Raw genomic sequence first — 18,713 nt, forward strand, 5'->3', positions numbered from 1 at the left:
CGCCTCTTATTTGTTTCGGTTGCACATCGGGAAGCCAAGGGCTTCACGGGACGCATAGTAAGCCTCGGCAACGGCCTTGGTCAGCGTGCGAATGCGCAGAATGTAGCGCTGACGCTCCGTCACGGAGATGGCCTTACGCGCGTCCAGCAGGTTGAAGCTGTGGGCGGCCTTCAGAATACGTTCGTAAGCAGGCAGCGGGAGCGGGTTTTCCAGCGCCAGCAGCTGCTGAGCCTCTTTCTCATACTGCTCGAAGCAGGTGAAGAGGAAGTCGACGTCGGCGTGTTCGAAGTTATAGGTGGACTGCTCCACTTCGTTCTGGTGGAACACGTCGCCGTAGGTGGTTTTCCCCAGCGGGCCGTCGCTCCACACCAGGTCGTAAACGCTGTCCACGCCCTGAATGTACATTGCCAGGCGCTCAAGGCCGTAGGTGATCTCACCGGTTACCGGCTTACACTCCAGGCCGCCAACCTGCTGGAAGTAGGTGAACTGCGTCACTTCCATGCCGTTCAGCCACACTTCCCAGCCGAGACCCCAGGCACCCAGCGTCGGGTTTTCCCAGTTATCTTCGACGAAGCGAATGTCATGAATGGTCGGATCCATACCCAGCTCTTTCAGCGATCCGAGGTACAGCTCCTGAATGTTGTCCGGCGACGGCTTGATAACCACCTGGAACTGATAGTAGTGCTGTAAGCGGTTCGGGTTTTCACCATAGCGGCCATCGGTCGGACGGCGTGACGGCTGCACGTAGGCAGCGGCCATCGGCTCCGGGCCGAGCGCACGCAGGCAGGTCATAGGATGGGAGGTGCCTGCGCCAACTTCCATGTCCAACGGTTGAACAATGGTGCAGCCCTGGCGAGCCCAGTAATCCTGTAAGGTCAGGATCAGGCCCTGGAAGGTCCGGGTATCAAACTTTTGCATAGTATTTCGTGCTGGATACGTGTGGATTTAAAGGAAGCAGCCAGTATACCCATTGACCGCAAGATATACAGTACGAAACGGGGTTGTTTGGGAAAATTGGCCTGCTAACGCATGGAAAGGTGTAAAAATTGTCCATCAGGATCGAATGCGCAGACGAAACGCTCTTCTCGCGGCGTCAGGCCGCGCATTTCGTAGCTGGCCTGAAACTGCACCATTCCGGTGACCGCAATGCTCTGCTCGCGGGTATTGTAACGCTGCGCCGCGGTCTCCCGGCAAAGCTGCTCCATGCTCAGGGTGGTGGCCGGGCTCACCTTCGGCTGAGGAACGGGTTGCACGGCGGCCTGCTGCGTTGAACCGCAGCCAACAAGCAGAAAAATCAGCGCCGTTATGCAACACTTTGTCATCATTTTAATCCCCGCAGGATGAGCTGGCTGTTATGTTATCTATTAGATAACACATGGTTATCGCTCTGTCATTGTCAGCAGGAGAAAGAGAGTCGGATGGCGTCAAAAATCAGCTGGATTGATAACCTACGCGGGATCGCCTGCTTAATGGTGGTGATGATCCACACCACCAGCGGATACATTACCGATGCGCAGAGCATCAGCCTGCTCAACTGGGATATCGCCAACGTGCTCAACTCGGCCTCGCGGGTCAGCGTCCCGCTCTTCTTTATGATCTCCGGCTACCTCTTCTTTGGCGAACGCAGCGCCCAGCCGCGCCACTTTTTGCGTATCGCGCTCTGCCTGCTCTTCTACAGCGCCGTCGCCCTGCTCTACATCACGCTGTTTACCTCAATAAACAGCGAACTGAGTCTGCGCAACCTGCTGCAAAAGCCGGTGTTCTACCACCTGTGGTTTTTCTTCGCCATCGTGGTGATCTACCTGGTTTCGCCGCTGATTCAGGTGAAAAGCGTCAGCGGCAAGATGCTGCTGGCGCTGATGGTGGTGCTGGGGATTGTGGCGAACCCCAATACCGTGCCGCTGAAAGCGGGCGGCGTGGAGTGGCTGCCGGTTAATCTCTATATCGCCGGGGATACTTTTTACTACGTGCTCTACGGCCTGCTCGGCCGCGCTATCGGCATGATGGACACCGATAAAAAGTACCTCAGCTGGATCTGTGCGGCGCTGTTTGTCGTGGCGGTGGCGATCATCGCGCGCGGCACCCTCTATGAGCTACAGTGGCGCGGCGACTTCGCCGATACCTGGTATGTCTACTGCGGCCCGATGGTGTTTATCTGCGCGGTCTCGCTGCTGACGCTGGTGAAAAACAGGCTTAACACGCGCCCGCTGCCGGGGCTGGGGCTGATTTCCCGGCATTCGCTGGGGATCTACGGCTTTCACGCACTGGTGATCCACGCCCTGCGCACCCGCGGCGTCGAGCTGCCCTGGCCAGTAGCGGATATCGTGTGGATTTTCAGCGTGACGGTGGTCATTAGCCTGCTGCTGTCGATGCTGTTACAGCGAATAGATACGCGCAGGTTTGTGAGTTGATAACGCCCGGCGGCGCTAACGCTTGCCGGGCCTGGGGATCAGGACATTAACGGTAGTAACTGCTGATAAATTTTGCGGAAGGTCTCGCGCCGGGGGGCATAGGCCCGATGGCGGTCTGCATCCGGGCGGTGGGCCTGCTCCAGCGGTAGCTGCGGGAGGAGATCCGCCAGCGGCGTTTCGGGGTTAACGGCAATCTGCGCCAGCCGCGCCGCGCCTAGCGCCGGGCCGACGTCGCCGCCGGTGCGGTAGTCAAGCTGCTGACCGCTGATATCCGCCAGCATCTGCCGCCAGTAAGCGCTGCGCGCCCCGCCGCCGATCAGGGTGATGCTCTTCGGCGTTACGCCGCAGGCATGTACCGCATCCATCCCGTCAGCCAGCGCATAGCCAACCCCCTCCAGCACCGCCCGGGCCAGCTCGCGCTGTCCGTGCTGATGCGTCAGGCCAAAGAACACGCCCTTCGCCTGCGGGTTGTTGTGCGGAGTTCGCTCCCCGGAAAGATAGGGTAAAAACCAGAGATCGCCCGCCTGCTCGTCCGCCTGCTCCGCCGCCGCAATCAGCGCAGAGACCGAACCCAGCCCGGTGAGCGCCGCCGCCCAGTCGAGACAGGACGCTGCGCTGAGCATTACCGACATCAGATGCCAGCGATTGGGCAGCGCATGGCAGAAGCTATGTACGGCGCTTTCGGGCCGGCTAAGAAAGCCGTTGCTGACCGCGAAGTAGACGCCAGAGGTGCCCAGAGAGAGCATCGCCTGCCCCGCGTCCGCCATACCGACGCCTACCGCGCCCGCAGCGTTATCTCCACCCCCGGCCACAACCGGCACGGCAGGCATTCCCCATCCGGCAGCAACTTCCGGCAGCAGGGCGCCGGCGATCTCACTACCCTCAAACAGGGCGGGCATGTTATCCCGAGAGAGACCGCAGGCGGCCAGCATCTCATCGCTCCAGTCGCGTTGGGCAACGTCCAGCCACATCGTTCCCGCCGCGTCGGACATATCGCTGGCGTACTCCCTGGTCATGCGCAGACGTAAATAATCTTTCGGCAGCAGCACCTTCGCCACCTGGGCAAACACCTCTGGCTCGTGGCGTTTAACCCACAGCAGCTTGGGTGCGGTAAAGCCGGGCATCATCAGGTTGCCGGTGAGCTGCCGCGAGTCAGGTACCGCCGCTTCCAGCAGAGCGCACTCCTCTGCACAGCGACCGTCGTTCCATAGAATGGCCGGACGCAAAATACGGTCGTCGCGGTCCAGCAGCGTTGCGCCGTGCATCTGCCCGGCAATGCCGATGGCCTTAACGCCAGAAAGCGACTGCTGCTGTCCCAGCGCTTTCAATGCACTATTTGTTGCCAGCCACCACTGCTCGGGATCCTGTTCTGACCAGAGCGGATGCGGGCGTGAGACGGAAAGCTTCTCGGTGTGCGAAGCCAGCATCTCGCCCTGCTCGTTCAGCAGAATGGCTTTTACACCCGACGTGCCCAGATCGATGCCGATATACATAGCGGGATTCCTTAATGAACACGCCCGGTGGCGCTATGCTTACCGGGCCTACGGATCTGTAGGCCGGGCCAGCGCAGCGCCGCCCGGCGATACTGACTACTTATCAAAAATATAGTGGTTGACCAGGTTCTCCAGCAGCTCCTGATGACCGCTCTGGTGCTGCGGGGCCAGGTTCTGCTGCTCAGCGTACTTCGCCAGCTCGGTCAGCGTAAGCTGCCCTTTCAGGATCTGCTGGCCCAGCTCACCATTCCAGCCCGCGTAGCGCTTCGCCACGCGCTTATCCAGCTCGCCGTCTTCGATCATGCGCGCCGCCACCTTCAGCGCCAGCGCCATGGTGTCCATCGCGCCAATATGACCATAGAACAGATCGTATTTGTCGGTGCTCTGGCGGCGCACTTTGGCATCAAAGTTGAGGCCACCGGTGGTAAAGCCCCCTGCCTTCACAATCTCATACATCACCAGGGCGTTCTCTTCGACGCTGTTCGGGAACTGGTCCGTATCCCAGCCCAGCTGCATGTCGCCGCGGTTAGCATCCACGGAGCCGAAAATGCCCAGCGCAATGGCGGAGGCGATTTCGTGGTGGAAGGAGTGCCCGGCCAGCGTGGCGTGGTTGGCCTCGATATTGACCTTAATCTCTTTCTCAAGACCGAACTGCTTGAGGAAGCCGTAGACCGTGGCCACGTCATAGTCGTACTGATGCTTGGTGGGCTCCTGCGGCTTCGGCTCGATCAGCAGCGTGCCCTGGAAACCGATTTTGTGTTTGTGTTCTACCACCATCTGCATAAAGCGGCCGATCTGTTCCCGCTCCTGGCGCAGGTCGGTATTGAGCAGCGTTTCGTACCCTTCCCGGCCGCCCCACAGCACGTAGTTTTCGCCACCCAGCTTATGGGTCGCGTTCATGGCGGTAACCACCTGGGTTGCCGCCCAGCTAAAGACCTCTGGGTCCGGGTTGGTCGCCGCGCCCGCGCCGTAGCGTGGGTGGGTGAAGCAGTTCGCCGTGCCCCACAGCAGCTTAACGCCGCTCTGCTGCTGCTTCTCGGCCAGAATGTCGGTCATGGTGGCAAAGTTATTGAGATACTCCTTCAGCGATGCGCCTTCCGGGGAGACATCCACATCATGGAAGCAGTAGTAGGGAACGTTGAGCTTGTGGAAAAATTCAAAGGCCACGTCGGCTTTGCGTTTTGCCAACGCCAGCGCATCGCCAGCCTGCTGCCACGGGCGCTCGAACGCGCCGACGCCAAACATATCCGCCCCGGTCCAGCAGAAGGTGTGCCAGTAGCAGGCGGCAAAACGCAGATGGTCTTCCATGCGCTTGCCCAGCACGAGTTCGTCCGGATTGTAGTGGCGAAAGGCCAACGGGTTGGCAGTTTTCGGGCCTTCATAGCGAACGCGGTCAAGTTGGTCGAAATAGGCTTGCATATTCAGCTCCATAATCAATGTCTGCGGCAGAGGGTATCAGTGGCATTAATAGTGGATATTCAACGGGCGTTGCTCAATTACGTTATTTCACACTGCCATTGAGAGAATGCACAAACGTGCGCTAGCTCTCAAATATTCATTTAGCGGCTTAAAATAAGATCGCGGTCATAAATTAGAAAATAAACCAAAAAACGTAATCAGAAGATAAAAATCAGTAATTGCCAGCCCGCAATAAGATGTTAAAAACTTGCTACGTCTGTCGCTGTGCATGTTTCTTTTATCTCAAGCCCGATAACCCTACAAAAGGTATTAATATTATGAAGATAAAGAACCTTTGCCTTACGCTTTGCGCCTCGCTGCTGCTCGCTAGCGCCGCGAGCCATGCTAAAGAGGTCAAGATTGGGATGGCCATTGACGATCTGCGCCTCGAACGCTGGCAAAAAGATCGCGATATCTTTGTTAAAAAAGCCGAATCGCTGGGGGCAGAAGTGTTTGTCCAGTCGGCCAACGGTAACGAAGAGACACAGATGTCGCAAATTGAAAATATGATCAACCGTGGCGTTGACGTACTGGTGATTATTCCCTACAACGGCCAGGTTTTAAGTAATGTGGTAAAAGAGGCTAAGCAGGAGGGTATTAAAGTATTAGCCTACGACCGCATGATTAATAATGCTGATATCGATTTTTATATCTCCTTTGATAATGAAAAAGTAGGAGAGATGCAGGCGCAGAGCCTGGTCAAAAAGGTGCCTGAAGGCAACTACTTCCTGATGGGCGGCTCGCCGGTAGATAATAACGCCAAGCTGTTCCGGGCGGGCCAAATGAAAGTATTAAAACCCTATATCGATAGCGGCAAAATTAAAGTCGTAGGCGATCAGTGGGCCGACGGCTGGCTGCCGGAAAACGCGTTGAAAATTATGGAAAACGCCCTGACCGCCAACAATAACAAAATTGATGCGGTAGTCGCCTCGAACGACGCCACCGCAGGCGGTGCAATCCAGGCCCTTAGCGCCCAGGGGCTGGCGGGCAAAGTCGCTATCTCCGGTCAGGATGCCGACCTTGCCGGGATTAAACGTATTATGAACGGCAGCCAGACCATGACCGTCTATAAGCCCATCACCGAGCTGGCGAATACCGCCGCTGAAATCGCCGTCGAGCTGGGAAATGGCCAGCAGCCGAAAGCGGATACCTCGTTAAATAACGGCCTGAAAGATGTTCCTGCCCGCCTGTTAACGCCTATCGAAGTGAATAAAGACAATATCGACGCCACCGTGGTGAAAGACGGATTCCACAAGAAAAGCGAGCTGTAAGCATCACATCCTCCCCCGGCACAACGGGGGAGCGCCCTCAGGCACTGTTATTCCAACGATTCACGCGGAGCAGGTATGCCTTATTTACTGGAAATGAAAAACATCACCAAAGCGTTCGGCGCGGTAAAAGCCGTCGATAACGTAAGCCTGGCGCTCAACGCCGGCGAGGTGCTGGCCCTGTGCGGTGAAAACGGCTCGGGCAAATCTACCTTAATGAAGGTGCTGTGCGGCATCTACCCACACGGCAGCTACGATGGCGAGATCCTCTTTGCCGGTGAGCCGCTCATCGCCAGCCATATCCGCGATACCGAACGCCGGGGTATTGCCATCATTCACCAGGAGCTGGCGCTGGTTAAACACCTGACGGTGCTGGAGAACATCTTTCTTGGCGCGGAGCTGACCCACCACGGGGTGATGGACTATGACGCCATGACGCTACGCTGCGACAAGCTGCTCAAGCAGGTCAGCCTCGCCATCTCGCCGGATACCCGGGTAGGCGATCTGGGCTTAGGCCAGCAGCAGCTGGTTGAGATTGCTAAGGCGCTCAACAAGCAGGTGCGGCTGCTGATCCTCGACGAGCCTACCGCCTCCCTGACCGAGCAGGAGACGGCGGTGCTGCTGGATATCATCCGCGACCTGCAAAATCACGATATCGCCTGCATCTACATTTCACACAAGCTGAACGAGGTAAAGGAGATTGCCGACGTTATCTGCGTGATCCGCGACGGCAAGCCGGTGGGAATGCGCGACGCGGCGGGCATGAGCGAAGACGCTATTATCACCATGATGGTGGGCCGCGAACTGACCGCGCTCTACCCGAGCGAGCCGCATACGGCGGGGGATGAGATCCTGCGCGTGGAGCACCTCACCGCCTGGCATCCGGTTAACCGGCACATCAAGCGGGTCAACGACGTCTCCTTCTCCCTGCGACGCGGGGAGATCTTAGGCATTGCCGGGTTGGTGGGGGCCGGGCGCACCGAGGCCGTACAGTGTCTGTTTGGCGTCTGGCCAGGCCGCTACGAAGGCAGCGTGTTTATCGACGGGCAGCCGGTGAAGATAAGCAACTGCCAGCAGGCCATTGCCCACGGGATCGCCATGGTGCCAGAGGATCGGAAAAGAGATGGCATTGTGCCGGTGATGGCCGTTGGCAAGAATATTACCCTGGCGGCGCTGGATCAGTTTTCCGGCACGCTCAGCACCCTTGACGATGCGGCAGAGCAGCAATGTATTTTGCAGTCACTTCAACGGTTGAAAGTTAAAACCTCTTCGCCGGAGCTGGCGATTGGCCGCCTCAGCGGCGGCAACCAGCAGAAGGCGATTCTGGCCCGCTGCCTGCTGCTCAATCCGCGCATTCTGATCCTTGACGAACCCACACGCGGGATCGATATCGGCGCAAAGTATGAAATCTATAAGCTGATTAACCAGCTGGTACAGCAGGGCATTGCCGTCATCGTGATCTCATCCGAGCTACCGGAGGTGCTGGGGCTGAGCGATCGGGTGCTGGTGATGCATGAAGGCCAGCTCAAGGCCAATCTCATAAATCACCATCTGACCCAGGAACAGGTTATGGAAGCGGCGCTGAGGAGCGAACATCATGTCGAAAAGCAATCCGTCTGAACTTAAGCTCGCCTCCCCGGCTCCCGGGGCCTTTAGCGGGCTAAAATCTCTCAATCTCCAGGTCTTTGTCATGATTGCCGCCATCGTAGCAATCATGCTCTTCTTTACCTGGATGACCGACGGCTCGTATCTGAGCGCGCGCAACATCTCTAACCTGCTGCGCCAGACCGCCATCACCGGCATCCTCGCCGTGGGGATGGTGTTTGTGATTATCTCTGCCGAGATCGACCTCTCCGTGGGTTCAATGATGGGCCTGCTGGGCGGCGCGGCGGCGATTTTTGACGTCTGGCTGGGCTGGCCGCTGCCGCTTACCGTCGCGGTGACGCTGGTCCTGGGGCTGCTGCTGGGCACCTGGAACGGCTGGTGGGTGGCGTACCGCAAGGTGCCGTCGTTTATTGTCACTCTGGCGGGGATGCTGGCGTTTCGCGGCGTGCTGATTGGCATCACCAACGGCACCACCGTCTCGCCCACCAGCGCGGCGATGTCGCAGATTGGCCAGAGCTACCTGCCGGACGGGTTTGGCTTTGGCGTCGGTGCCCTGGGACTAGTACTGTTTGTGCTCTGGCAGTGGCGCGGGCGGTTACGCCGTCAGTCGCTGGGACTGGCAACGTCGGCCTCCACGATGGTGGTCGGCAGGCAGGCGCTGATAGCGGTGGTGGTGCTGGGGGCAATCTGGCTGCTCAACGACTACCGTGGCGTGCCAACGCCGGTGCTGCTGCTGGTGTTCCTGCTGCTGGCGGGGATGTTTATGGCCACCCGCACCGCCTTCGGGCGGCGGATCTACGCCATCGGCGGTAACATTGAGGCGGCGCGCCTGTCGGGGATCAACGTCGAGCGCACCAAGCTGGCGGTGTTTGCTATCAACGGGCTGATGGTGGCCATCGCCGGGCTGATCCTCAGTTCGCGCCTCGGCGCAGGCTCCCCGTCGGCGGGGAATATTGCCGAGCTGGACGCTATCGCCGCCTGTGTTATCGGCGGTACCAGCCTCGCGGGCGGGGTCGGTAGCGTGGCGGGCGCGGTGATGGGGGCCTTTATTATGGCCTCGCTGGATAACGGCATGAGCATGATGGACGTCCCGACCTTCTGGCAGTACATCGTCAAGGGCGCTATTTTGCTGCTGGCGGTGTGGATGGACTCTGCCACAAAACGCCGCACATAGCGGAGAAATTACAGGGATGATCACACTGCCGGGGAAAATCTCTCCGGCTTTGTGCTGAATGTGATAATCAAAAACGCTGATTTATCAGGAAGAGATCAACATGTTTGCCAAGCGCCATCGCATCACGCTGCTGTTTAACGCCAATAAAGCCTACGATCGCCAGGTTGTTGAAGGCGTAGGAGAATATCTCCAGGCTTCCCAATCAGAGTGGGATATCTTCATTGAGGAGGATTTCCGCATCCGCCTCGACAATATCAAAGAGTGGCTAGGGGATGGGGTCATCGCCGACTTCGACGACGGCGAGATCGAACGCGTGCTGGCCGACGTGGATGTTCCCATCGTCGGCATAGGCGGCTCCTACCATCGCCCAGAGGACTATCCGGCGGTGCACTATATCGCCACGGATAACTACGCCCTGGTCGAGAGCGCCTTTCTGCATCTGAAAGAGAAAGGGGTGCACCGCTTCGCCTTCTATGGCCTGCCCACCTCCAGCGGCAAAGGCTGGGCGGCGGAGCGGGAGTACGCCTTTTGCCAGCTGGTCGCGCAGGAGAAGTATCGCGGCGTGGTCTACCAGGGGCTGGAGACGGCCCCGGAGAACTGGCAGCACGCCCAGAACCGTCTCGCCGACTGGCTGCAAACCCTGCCGCCGCAGACCGGTATTATCGCCGTGACCGACGCCCGTGCCCGCCACGTGCTGCAGGTGTGCGAGCATCTGCATATCCCGGTCCCGGAGAAGCTGTGCGTCATTGGCATCGATAACGAGGAGCTGACCCGCTATCTGTCGCGGGTAGCGCTCTCGTCGGTGGCGCAGGGCACGCGGCAGATGGGCTACCAGGCGGCAAAGCTGCTGCATCGCCTGCTGGATAACGAAGCGATGCCCCTCCAGCGGCTGCTGGTGCCGCCGGTGCGGGTGGTGGCCCGGCGTTCAACGGACTATCGGTCGCTCAACGACCCGGCGGTGATCCAGGCCATGCACTACATTCGTAATCACGCCTGCAAAGGCATTAAGGTCGATCAGGTGCTGGATGCGGTAGGGATCTCGCGCTCGAACCTGGAGAAGCGTTTTAAGGAGGAGGTAGGTGAGACCATTCACGCGATGATCCACGCAGAGAAGCTGGAGAAGGCGCGCAGCCTGCTGATCTCAACCTCGCTGTCGATTAACGAGATTTCGCAGATGTGCGGCTACCCGTCGCTGCAATACTTCTATTCGGTGTTTAAGAAGGAGTACGGCAGCACGCCGAAGGATTACCGGGATCGCTATAGCGAGATCGTGATATAGAAATGTAGGCCGGGTAAGCGACGCGCCACCCGGCATTAAGTTACATATGCGCTGCGATCAACCGCTGATTGTCCTGATACATGGCAAACAGGTAGTTGTTATAGCGCTGGCCCTGCGTCGAATAGCCGCTGAGCTTGTGGATCATGGTGCTGGCCGTCACTTCCTGATCCGCTTTGCGCAGCTGCGCACGGGATTTACGGAACGATGCGTACGCCGGGTGGGTGTTGAGGTTTGCCGCGTAGGCGCTCACTGACTCTTTCACAGAGTCAAACTGAGAGTACCCTTTCACCGTGCCGGGGCCATTGTTACAGCGGCCTTTCGCACACTTCATGCCGAACAGGTTGTTGTTGCTGCGCGCGAGCTTCGACGTTCCCCAGCCGCTTTCGGCCGCCGCCATAGTGGCAACCATGCTGTCAGGGATAATGTCGACGCGATCCAGCAGCGTATTCCACGGGATGCGGCGGGTGTTACCCGACCAGCTCACCTTGTAACGCTTAGCAATGTCTTTCAGACGCGCACGCTCGGTCGGCGACCAGCGATTGTCGTACTGTTTAGAGACCAGCCAGTTGCGCTCAGCGGTAATGGCAGCATTTTGGCTAGTGATGTAGGGCATAACCGTCCGGAGAAACGCCTTTTTCCTTGGTGTTCCGGAAGGGTATTTTCGCAAATCAGGAAGTGAACTGCTCTTTGCACTATTGCGAGAATACTCTTGTTTACTGCTTGCCAGCGTACTACTAACTTTTTTACTGCTAACTTTTTTACTGCTAATCGTTTTACTGCTAACCTTTTTACTACTGCTTAACGTTTTACTGTGCTTATGGCTGCTTGTGTGGGCTTTGTAACTCGTTGTCTGTGCGTGCGTTTTCGCAATCACCTCACCTGAAAATGCCGCGGTGAGTAACATGAGTATCGCAGCCCCATATCGTCGAATGGGAGTCGATATCATTAGGTCTCCTGGTCGGATTGATGCATTCCAACACCTTATTTTTACAAGATTTTGAGAGCGGAATCTCAAATTGTATCAAAAATACCCCTTGCGAGCACTCTAAGAAATAGTCCATTTCCTAATTGGTGTCATCAGTCGAATGGATCTACAGCATACAAAATAGTCAAAAATTGTGTGGCTTATCACAAACTTCCCCCTAAATGTGGCGCAGATCGCTCAGCCTTTGACCTCCACCCTCGCAAACGCCCGTCAGGGATGAGTTTGCCCGGCACAACGGGTGGCACACTGAGGGAAACCCTGAAGAGGATGCCACTATGCAACGCTGTGCCCTTGCGCTTTTACTGCTGCCCATCACCGCCTGGTCCGAATGGACCGCGCCCGGCTTTCCCGCGTTCAGCGCTACCGGCAGTGGGGTTTATCACAGTGAGGCCACGTTCAAAAAGGGTACCACTCCGCTCACCTTAAAAAGTGACAATGCGTGCTGGCAGCCTGCCACTGCCCCTAAGCTCAACCAGATGCTATCGCTTCAGCCCTGCACCGGTGATGCGCCGCAGTGGCGCATCTTTCGCGACGGCGACTACGCGCTACAGATAGATACCCGCTCGGGTACGCCAACGCTGATGCTGACGGTAGCCGCCCCGCCCGAGGCGGAGGCCAGCGCCGCTACCGTGCGCCAGTGCCCGGTGTGGAACGGCACGCCGTTGACGGTGGACGTCAGCAAAACCTTTGCCGAAGGCAGCCAGGTGCGTGACTTCTATAGCCAGCAGGTGGCCACGGTGAGCGAAGGGAAAATCACGCTCCAACCCGATGCTAACAGCGGTGGTCTGCTGCTGCTTGAGCAGGCCGATGCGCCTGCGGATGCGCCGTTTAACTGGCACAACGCCACCGTCTACTTCGTTCTTACCGACCGTTTCGTCAACGGCGATCCGGCCAACGACAACAGCTATGGCCGCCATAAGGACGGTATGCAGGAGATCGCTACTTTTCACGGCGGCGATCTGAAGGGGCTAGCCAGCAAGCTGGACTACCTCGCCGGGCTGGGGGTTAACGCGCTGTGGGTCAGCGCACCCTTTGAGCAGATCCACGGCTGGGTAGGCGGCGGAACCAAAGGCGACTTCCCGCACTATGCCTACCATGGCTACTACACCCTGGACTGGACGACGTTGGATGCCAACATGGGCAGTGAGGCAGATCTGCGCGCGCTGGTCGACGGCGCGCACCAGCGCGGCATTCGTGTGCTGCTGGACGTGGTAATGAACCATACCGGCTATGCCACGCTGGCGGATATGCAGACCTACCAGTTCGGCGCGCTCTATTTGCAGGGCGAGGAGCGACAGAAGCTCCTTGGTGAAAGGTGGACGGACTGGAAACCCGCCGCCGGACAAAACTGGCACAGCTTTAATGACTACATTAACTTTAGCGATAAAGCGGCGTGGGAGAGGTGGTGGGGCAAGAACTGGATCCGTACCGACATCGGCGACTACGACAGCCCTGGCTTTGACGATCTCACCATGTCTCTCGCATTCTTACCGGATATCAAAACTGAATCTACTACCCCGTCTGGCCTGCCGATTTTCTATCAACATAAGCCCGACACGCGGGCCAAAGAGATCCCCGGCTTTACGCCGCGCGACTACCTGACCCACTGGCTAAGCCAGTGGGTAGGCGAGTATGGCATCGACGGTTTCCGGGTAGATACCGCTAAGCATGTTGAGATGGCCGCGTGGCAGCAGCTTAAGTCCGAGGCAACGGCGGCCCTGGCAGAGTGGAAGCAGGCGAACCCGGATAAAAAACGCGACGACGCGCCGTTCTGGATGACCGGCGAGGCCTGGGGCCACGGCGTGATGCAGAGCGAATACTATCGCCATGGCTTCGATGCGATGATCAACTTTGATTATCAGGAGCAGGCGGCCAAAGCCAGCGACTGCCTGGCGAATATAGTGCCGATTTGGCAGCAGATGGCCGACAAACTGCAGGATTTTAACGTGCTGAGCTACCTCTCCTCTCACGATACCCGCCTGTTCCGCGAAGGTGGGCAGCGGGCCGCCGAGCTGCTGCTGCTGGCCCCTGGTGCGGTACAGATCTTCTATGGCGATGAGTCGGCAAGACCTTTCGGCCCCACCGGCTCCGATCCGCTGCAGGGCACCCGCTCGGATATGAACTGGCAGGATGTAAGCGGTCAGTCAGCGGCAACCGTTGCGCACTGGCAGAAGCTCGGGCAGTTCCGCGCGCGTCACCCTGCCGTGGGGGCAGGTAAACAGTTGTCGCTGGAGCTGGCCCAGGGCAGCGGATTTATGCGTGAAAACGGCACAGATAAAATTATGGTGGTGTGGGCAGGGAAACAGAATTAACGTCTGGCGGTGAGACTGTCTTTAGCATAAAAACACAAAGCGCGGCCAGGCCAGCGATTTGCACCGCGCCTGCGCTAGCGTTAAGGTGTGCCAATTTTAAAATCAGACCGACAGAACACCTGCTATGACATTTTCACTTTTCGGCGACAAATTTACCCGCCACTCAGGCATTACGCGCCTGATGGAGGATCTCAACGACGGCCTACGCACGCCTGGCGCGATTATGTTAGGCGGCGGTAACCCGGCGCAGATCCCGGCGATGACCGACTACTTCCAGAAGCTGCTGGCGGAGATGCTTGCCTCGGGCAAAGCCACTGATGCGCTGTGCAATTATGACGGTCCGCAGGGGAAGTCCGAGCTGCTGGTCGCGCTGGCGGACATGCTGCGCACTACGCTAGGTTGGGATATTGCACCACAGAATATTGCACTGACTAACGGCAGCCAGAGCGCGTTTTTCTACTTGTTCAATCTGTTTGCTGGCCGTCGCGCCGATGGAACCACCAGGAAGGTGCTGTTCCCGCTGGCCCCGGAGTATATCGGCTATGCGGATTCCGGGCTGGAGGAGGATCTTTTTGTCTCTGCTCGCCCAAATATTGAGCTGCTACCGGGCGGTCAGTTTAAGTATCACGTCGACTTTGAGCATCTGCACATTGGCGAAGAGACCGGCATGATCTGCGTCTCCCGGCCGACCAACCCAACCGGCAACGTTATTACTGACGAGGAGCTGATCAAGCTGGATGCCCTCGCCAACCAGCACGGCATCCCGCTGGTGATCGATAATGCCTACGGCGTGCCCTTCCCGGGGATTATCTTCAGCGAGGCGCGCCCGCTGTGGAACCCGAACACCATTCTCTGCATGAGCCTCTCCAAGCTGGGCCTGCCCGGCAGCCGCTGCGGCATTATTATTGCCAATGAGCAGACCATCTCGGCGATCCGCAACATGAACGGCATCATCAGCCTGGCCCCCGGCGGGATTGGCCCGGCAATGATGTGCGAGATGATCAAACGCAACGACCTGCTGCGCCTGTCGGAGACGGTAATCAAGCCGTTCTACTACCAGCGGGTGCAGGAGACGATGGCCACGCTGCGTCGCTATCTGCCGGAAGAGCGCTGTCTTATTCACAAGCCCGAGGGGGCTATCTTCCTCTGGCTGTGGTTTAAAGACCTGCCGATCACTACCGAACTGCTCTATCAGCGTCTGAAGAAACGCGGCGTGCTGATGGTGCCCGGCGACTACTTCTTCCCAGGTCTCGACAAGCCCTGGCCGCACACCCACCAGTGCATGCGCATGAACTACGTGCCGGACCCGGAAAAAATCGAAGCCGGGGTGAAAATTCTCGCCGAAGAAGTAGAGATTGCCTGGCAGGAGCGAGCTAATTAACACCGTTGTAAGCCGGGCAAGCGTGCGCTGCCCGGCGATTCAGCGGCCTGGCAGCACGCGTCTGGCAGCCTCAGCCAGAAAGGCGCTTCGGTTGCTGTAGTCGGGATGCTCACGAACAAAATGGTCAATTTTCGTTAGCAATCGCTTTGGCAACGTAATATTGATTCGTTCTGCACGGCCATCAAACTGGTTGATATTAATATCAACCAGTAACCATTGCCCGTCTGTAAAATCAGCAGGATTATTTTTCAGATGTGCTTCTATCGATCCGGGCCCTGGGATCGTCTTCCCGATTTCATAAATTAACTCAAAATGTGCCGTTAAGGCCGCTTTCGCATCCTGAAAGGCATCATCTAACGTATCGCCAGCAAAGAAACAGCCCGGCACATCCGGAAAGAAACCACTGGCGCTGCCGTCAGCATCGGCATGAATATAAGCCGGATAAAACATAGAGACTCCTGCATATTAAAGTTTTAAACCAGCCTGACGCCAAATCTGTGCCAGCGTACCCGGCTTAATGTCTTTTCGCGGATGCGGAACCGTCACAAGTCCGGTACGCATTGGATGACAAAACTGATGATGGCTCCCTCTGACTCTAACCAGCATCCAGCCATGTCTTTTCAAAATTGTAATGACATCCTGGCTCTTCACATCCCTATCCTTCACCGGATTATACACATCATACACACAGTTACTGGCTACAGGATCACAATAGCGCATGACAAAAATGGAAGCTGCCAGAGGATTTCCAGATTGGAATGCGGTACGAAAAGAGATTTATTTAGTGGGCAAAACGTTGCATTTTATTGCGAGCTTCCAGGCAAAGGCCATGAGCCGTAGGCCGGGTAAGCGCAGCGCCACCCGGCATCTTAGCGTTCAGGAATTAATATGCTCCTTACAGTATCGCCGCTTCCAAACGGCGGGTGTCAGGCCAGTATGCTTGCGAAAGATCTGCCGGAAATACCCTACATCGCTGAAGCCACACAGATCCGCTACCTCTTTAAGCGAGCGGGCATCGCTGATTAAGAGCTTTTCCGCTGCCCGCACGCGCTGGCGGTGAATAGCTTCAGTGAGCGTTAGGCGAAAAACGCGACGATAGACGCGGCCTAAATAGTCTGCGTTGCAGTGTAGTTCCCTGGCGAGGGCGCTAGTGGAGAGGGGGAGATGAAAACGGGTGCGGATAAGCTGCTGTGCTCGCCAGGCGAGGGCAACGCCGCTGTCGTTACTCTCCTCCTTAAGCTGTTCCCCAGGGGTCATCTGCTGCAGAATCATCAGCAGGATAAATTCAAGCGCTGCCGTTCGCGCCATTTTCTCCTGCTCGCTTAAAAATTGTCGGAAGAGGGAGATCATATACTGCGGCTCGCGGATCTTCGTATGCTGAGGAATGGATAGCGTTGTTATCCACGATGAGTTGCCCGCCTCAGCTTTTACTTCAAAATGGAGCCAGTAGAATTTCAGATCCGGCGGAAAATCCTCAACGCCAACGTGCCTGCGCTGCGGCCAAAGCAGCAGGCTCTCTCCGGCGTTAATCTGAAACAGCCTCCCCTCTTCCCGGATCGTCAGCGTCCCCTTTTCGACAAAAATGATCTCCCAGGAGTCGAGCCTGCGGGAAGGGTGTCGGCCAACGCCGCGGGAGATAAACAGCCCCCCATTTTGCACTTTAACCGGAAGCATTATGGATAATTCAAGCATAGATATGGTAATTCCCGCTTTTTAGGTCGCCGTAAAACTCTTTTCTTGTTGATTATTAATAGATTACTGTCGTTTTTCCCGATCGGCTTCACACTTTCTACACCAGGTCGGAATCGTTATCTTTTTATACTTCTTCGTTGCCTTGTTGCCCGCTGTTTAACAGGCAGAATTAATCAGGTCATTTCCAATAACAGGCCTGCCCTGCGGGGCGGATAGCTAAGAAAGAGATCTCCACCCTACGAGGAGTTATCTATGACCTCTACACCGATTACCCATACAGACATAGCTCAGGGTGCGGTTGACGATAAACTGTCGATTCGCGAAAAAGTGGGCTACGGCCTGGGCGACGCAGGCGGCACGGTGCTCACCTGCCTGATCATGAATTTTCTCACCTTTTTCTATACCGACGTTTTTGGTCTAACCCCGGCGCTGGTCGGCACGCTGTTTATCGCCCTGCGCGTTTTTGACGCCATTTCCGATCCGATCATGGGCGTAATCGCTGACCGCACGCAAAGTCGCTGGGGACGCTTTCGCCCCTGGCAGCTATGGGTAGCGCTCCCCATTGGCATCATTGGCATACTGACCTTTACCGTGCCGGATGCCAGCATGGGAGTAAAAATCGCCTGGGCATTTGGCACCTATCTGCTGCTCTCCGTCGGCTACACCGCAATTAACGTCCCCTACTGCGCACTGATTAATACCATGACCACGCGTCATAGCGAGGTCATCTCCTGCCAGTCATGGCGCTTCGTGCTGTGTGGCGTCGCGGGTTTTCTGGTCTCGGTAGGCCTGCCGTGGATGGTCGATCTCTTCGGCCAGGGCAGCGCCGCCAGAGGTTACCAGATGGGCGTTGGCGTGCTGTGCGCTGTTGCTGTTGTGATGTTCCTGTGCTGTTTCTTCTGGGTACGCGAGCGTGTACCGCTGGCGCTGATGGGCAAATTTACGCTGCGTGAGCATCTGGCTGGGCTGCGTAAAAACGACCAGCTGTTATTGATGCTGGTGATGTCCTTCCTGCTGATCAATGTCTTCAATCTGCGGGGCGGAGGCTACATGTACTTCATCACCTATGTGCTGGAGGGGAGTACGGCCTATACCTCGCTGTTCTTTACGATGGTGACCTTTGCCTCGATCCTCGGCTCGGTTATCGTCAACCCGCTTACCCGTCGTATTGATGCCGTTAAGCTCTACTACTACACCAATCTGGTGCTGGCCGTGCTGGCCGTCGGCATGTGGTTTTTGCCGGGCGGACCGCAGCATCAGACGCTGTGGCTGACGGTTATTCTTGGTAACGGCATTATCCTTGGTTTTACGCTACCGCTGCACTTCTCCCTGATGGCGTTCTCCGATGACTACGGCGAATGGAAAACCGGCGTGCGTTCGTCGGGCATGAACTTCGCGTTCAACCTGTTCTTTATCAAGCTCGCCTGGGCCTCGAGCGCAGGAATTATCAGCCTGGTATTTATTGTTGTGGCCTACCAGCCCGGCACCGGCAATCAGACCCCCGCCTCGTTACAGGGGATCACCGCGATGGAAACCTTGCTGCCTGCCCTGTTCCACCTGCTGCTGGCGCTGGCGGTTCGCGTCTGCAAGCTGAGTAACCCAATGATGGCGCGTATTTCAACTGACCTGCGCCAGCGTCATGTCCAGTCCTGAGG

General features: G+C 57.2%; 16 protein-coding genes. 8 read left to right on the forward strand and 8 right to left on the reverse strand.

Translation table 11 applies throughout. The features are described 5' to 3' along the window. Positions 1–6: 6 nt before the first annotated feature. Both glyQ and NR795_RS16535 read right to left on the reverse strand, forming a co-directional pair. A complete protein-coding gene (gene glyQ, locus NR795_RS16530; RefSeq protein ID WP_042393986.1) occupies positions 7–918 on the reverse strand; it encodes a glycine--tRNA ligase subunit alpha in 912 nt (303 codons plus the stop codon). Positions 919–1,022: 104 nt separating this feature from the next. Then, a complete protein-coding gene (locus tag NR795_RS16535; RefSeq protein WP_144818507.1) occupies positions 1,023–1,325 on the reverse strand; it encodes a YsaB family lipoprotein in 303 nt (100 codons plus the stop codon). 93 nt (positions 1,326–1,418) lie between these two features. Between NR795_RS16535 and NR795_RS16540 the strand changes: the two genes are divergently transcribed. Next, complete coding sequence (locus NR795_RS16540; protein WP_257758777.1) at positions 1,419–2,411, forward strand: acyltransferase; 993 nt, start codon at positions 1,419–1,421, stop codon at positions 2,409–2,411. 38 nt (positions 2,412–2,449) lie between these two features. On the opposite strand, the gene xylB is transcribed toward NR795_RS16540, so the two are convergent. Next, positions 2,450–3,904, reverse strand: coding sequence for a xylulokinase (gene xylB, locus NR795_RS16545; RefSeq protein WP_257758778.1), 1,455 nt, complete (start codon positions 3,902–3,904; stop codon positions 2,450–2,452). Between the two features lie 96 nt (positions 3,905–4,000). Beyond that, complete coding sequence (gene xylA / locus NR795_RS16550) at positions 4,001–5,323, reverse strand: xylose isomerase (protein WP_222889265.1); 1,323 nt, start codon at positions 5,321–5,323, stop codon at positions 4,001–4,003. A gap of 317 nt (positions 5,324–5,640) precedes the next feature. Between xylA and xylF the strand changes: the two genes are divergently transcribed. The 4 genes from xylF to xylR all read left to right on the forward strand — a co-directional run bounded on the left by xylF (position 5,641) and on the right by xylR (position 10,688). Then, a complete protein-coding gene (xylF, locus tag NR795_RS16555; protein ID WP_144818499.1) occupies positions 5,641–6,633 on the forward strand; it encodes a D-xylose ABC transporter substrate-binding protein in 993 nt (330 codons plus the stop codon). A 75-nt stretch (positions 6,634–6,708) separates the two neighbouring features. Next, positions 6,709–8,250, forward strand: coding sequence for a xylose ABC transporter ATP-binding protein (locus NR795_RS16560; protein ID WP_144818497.1), 1,542 nt, complete (start codon positions 6,709–6,711; stop codon positions 8,248–8,250). Continuing rightward, the gene (gene xylH / locus NR795_RS16565) at positions 8,228–9,409 is read left to right on the forward strand and encodes a xylose ABC transporter permease XylH (protein ID WP_144818496.1); all 1,182 of its coding nucleotides are present in this window, start codon (positions 8,228–8,230) and stop codon (positions 9,407–9,409) included. Before NR795_RS16560 ends, xylH begins: the two co-directional genes overlap by 23 nt. A gap of 100 nt (positions 9,410–9,509) precedes the next feature. Next, positions 9,510–10,688, forward strand: coding sequence for a D-xylose utilization transcriptional activator XylR (gene xylR / locus NR795_RS16570; protein WP_257758779.1), 1,179 nt, complete (start codon positions 9,510–9,512; stop codon positions 10,686–10,688). 40 nt (positions 10,689–10,728) lie between these two features. On the opposite strand, the gene NR795_RS16575 is transcribed toward xylR, so the two are convergent. Further along, positions 10,729–11,634, reverse strand: coding sequence for a protein bax (locus NR795_RS16575; protein WP_144818492.1), 906 nt, complete (start codon positions 11,632–11,634; stop codon positions 10,729–10,731). Between the two features lie 314 nt (positions 11,635–11,948). Between NR795_RS16575 and NR795_RS16580 the strand changes: the two genes are divergently transcribed. Both NR795_RS16580 and avtA read left to right on the forward strand, forming a co-directional pair. Next, positions 11,949–13,985, forward strand: coding sequence for an alpha-amylase (locus NR795_RS16580; protein ID WP_257758780.1), 2,037 nt, complete (start codon positions 11,949–11,951; stop codon positions 13,983–13,985). Between the two features lie 124 nt (positions 13,986–14,109). Then, complete coding sequence (gene avtA / locus NR795_RS16585; RefSeq protein ID WP_144818488.1) at positions 14,110–15,366, forward strand: valine--pyruvate transaminase; 1,257 nt, start codon at positions 14,110–14,112, stop codon at positions 15,364–15,366. A gap of 39 nt (positions 15,367–15,405) precedes the next feature. On the opposite strand, the gene NR795_RS16590 is transcribed toward avtA, so the two are convergent. The 3 genes from NR795_RS16590 to NR795_RS16600 all read right to left on the reverse strand — a co-directional run bounded on the left by NR795_RS16590 (position 15,406) and on the right by NR795_RS16600 (position 17,058). Continuing rightward, positions 15,406–15,816: a type II toxin-antitoxin system HicB family antitoxin gene (locus tag NR795_RS16590; protein WP_257758781.1), complete on the reverse strand. Its 411-nt coding sequence runs from the start codon at positions 15,814–15,816 to the stop codon at positions 15,406–15,408. Between the two features lie 15 nt (positions 15,817–15,831). Continuing rightward, complete coding sequence (locus NR795_RS16595) at positions 15,832–16,017, reverse strand: type II toxin-antitoxin system HicA family toxin (RefSeq protein ID WP_257758782.1); 186 nt, start codon at positions 16,015–16,017, stop codon at positions 15,832–15,834. Positions 16,018–16,242: 225 nt separating this feature from the next. Continuing rightward, a complete protein-coding gene (locus tag NR795_RS16600; RefSeq protein ID WP_257758783.1) occupies positions 16,243–17,058 on the reverse strand; it encodes an AraC family transcriptional regulator in 816 nt (271 codons plus the stop codon). 252 nt (positions 17,059–17,310) lie between these two features. On the opposite strand from NR795_RS16600, the gene NR795_RS16605 reads away from it, so the two are divergent. After that, complete coding sequence (locus tag NR795_RS16605) at positions 17,311–18,711, forward strand: MFS transporter (RefSeq protein ID WP_257758784.1); 1,401 nt, start codon at positions 17,311–17,313, stop codon at positions 18,709–18,711. The last annotated feature ends 2 nt before the right edge of the window (positions 18,712–18,713 follow it).

The organism is Pseudescherichia sp. L3, assembly GCF_024656065.1.
GTDB lineage: Bacteria > Pseudomonadota > Gammaproteobacteria > Enterobacterales > Enterobacteriaceae > Pseudescherichia.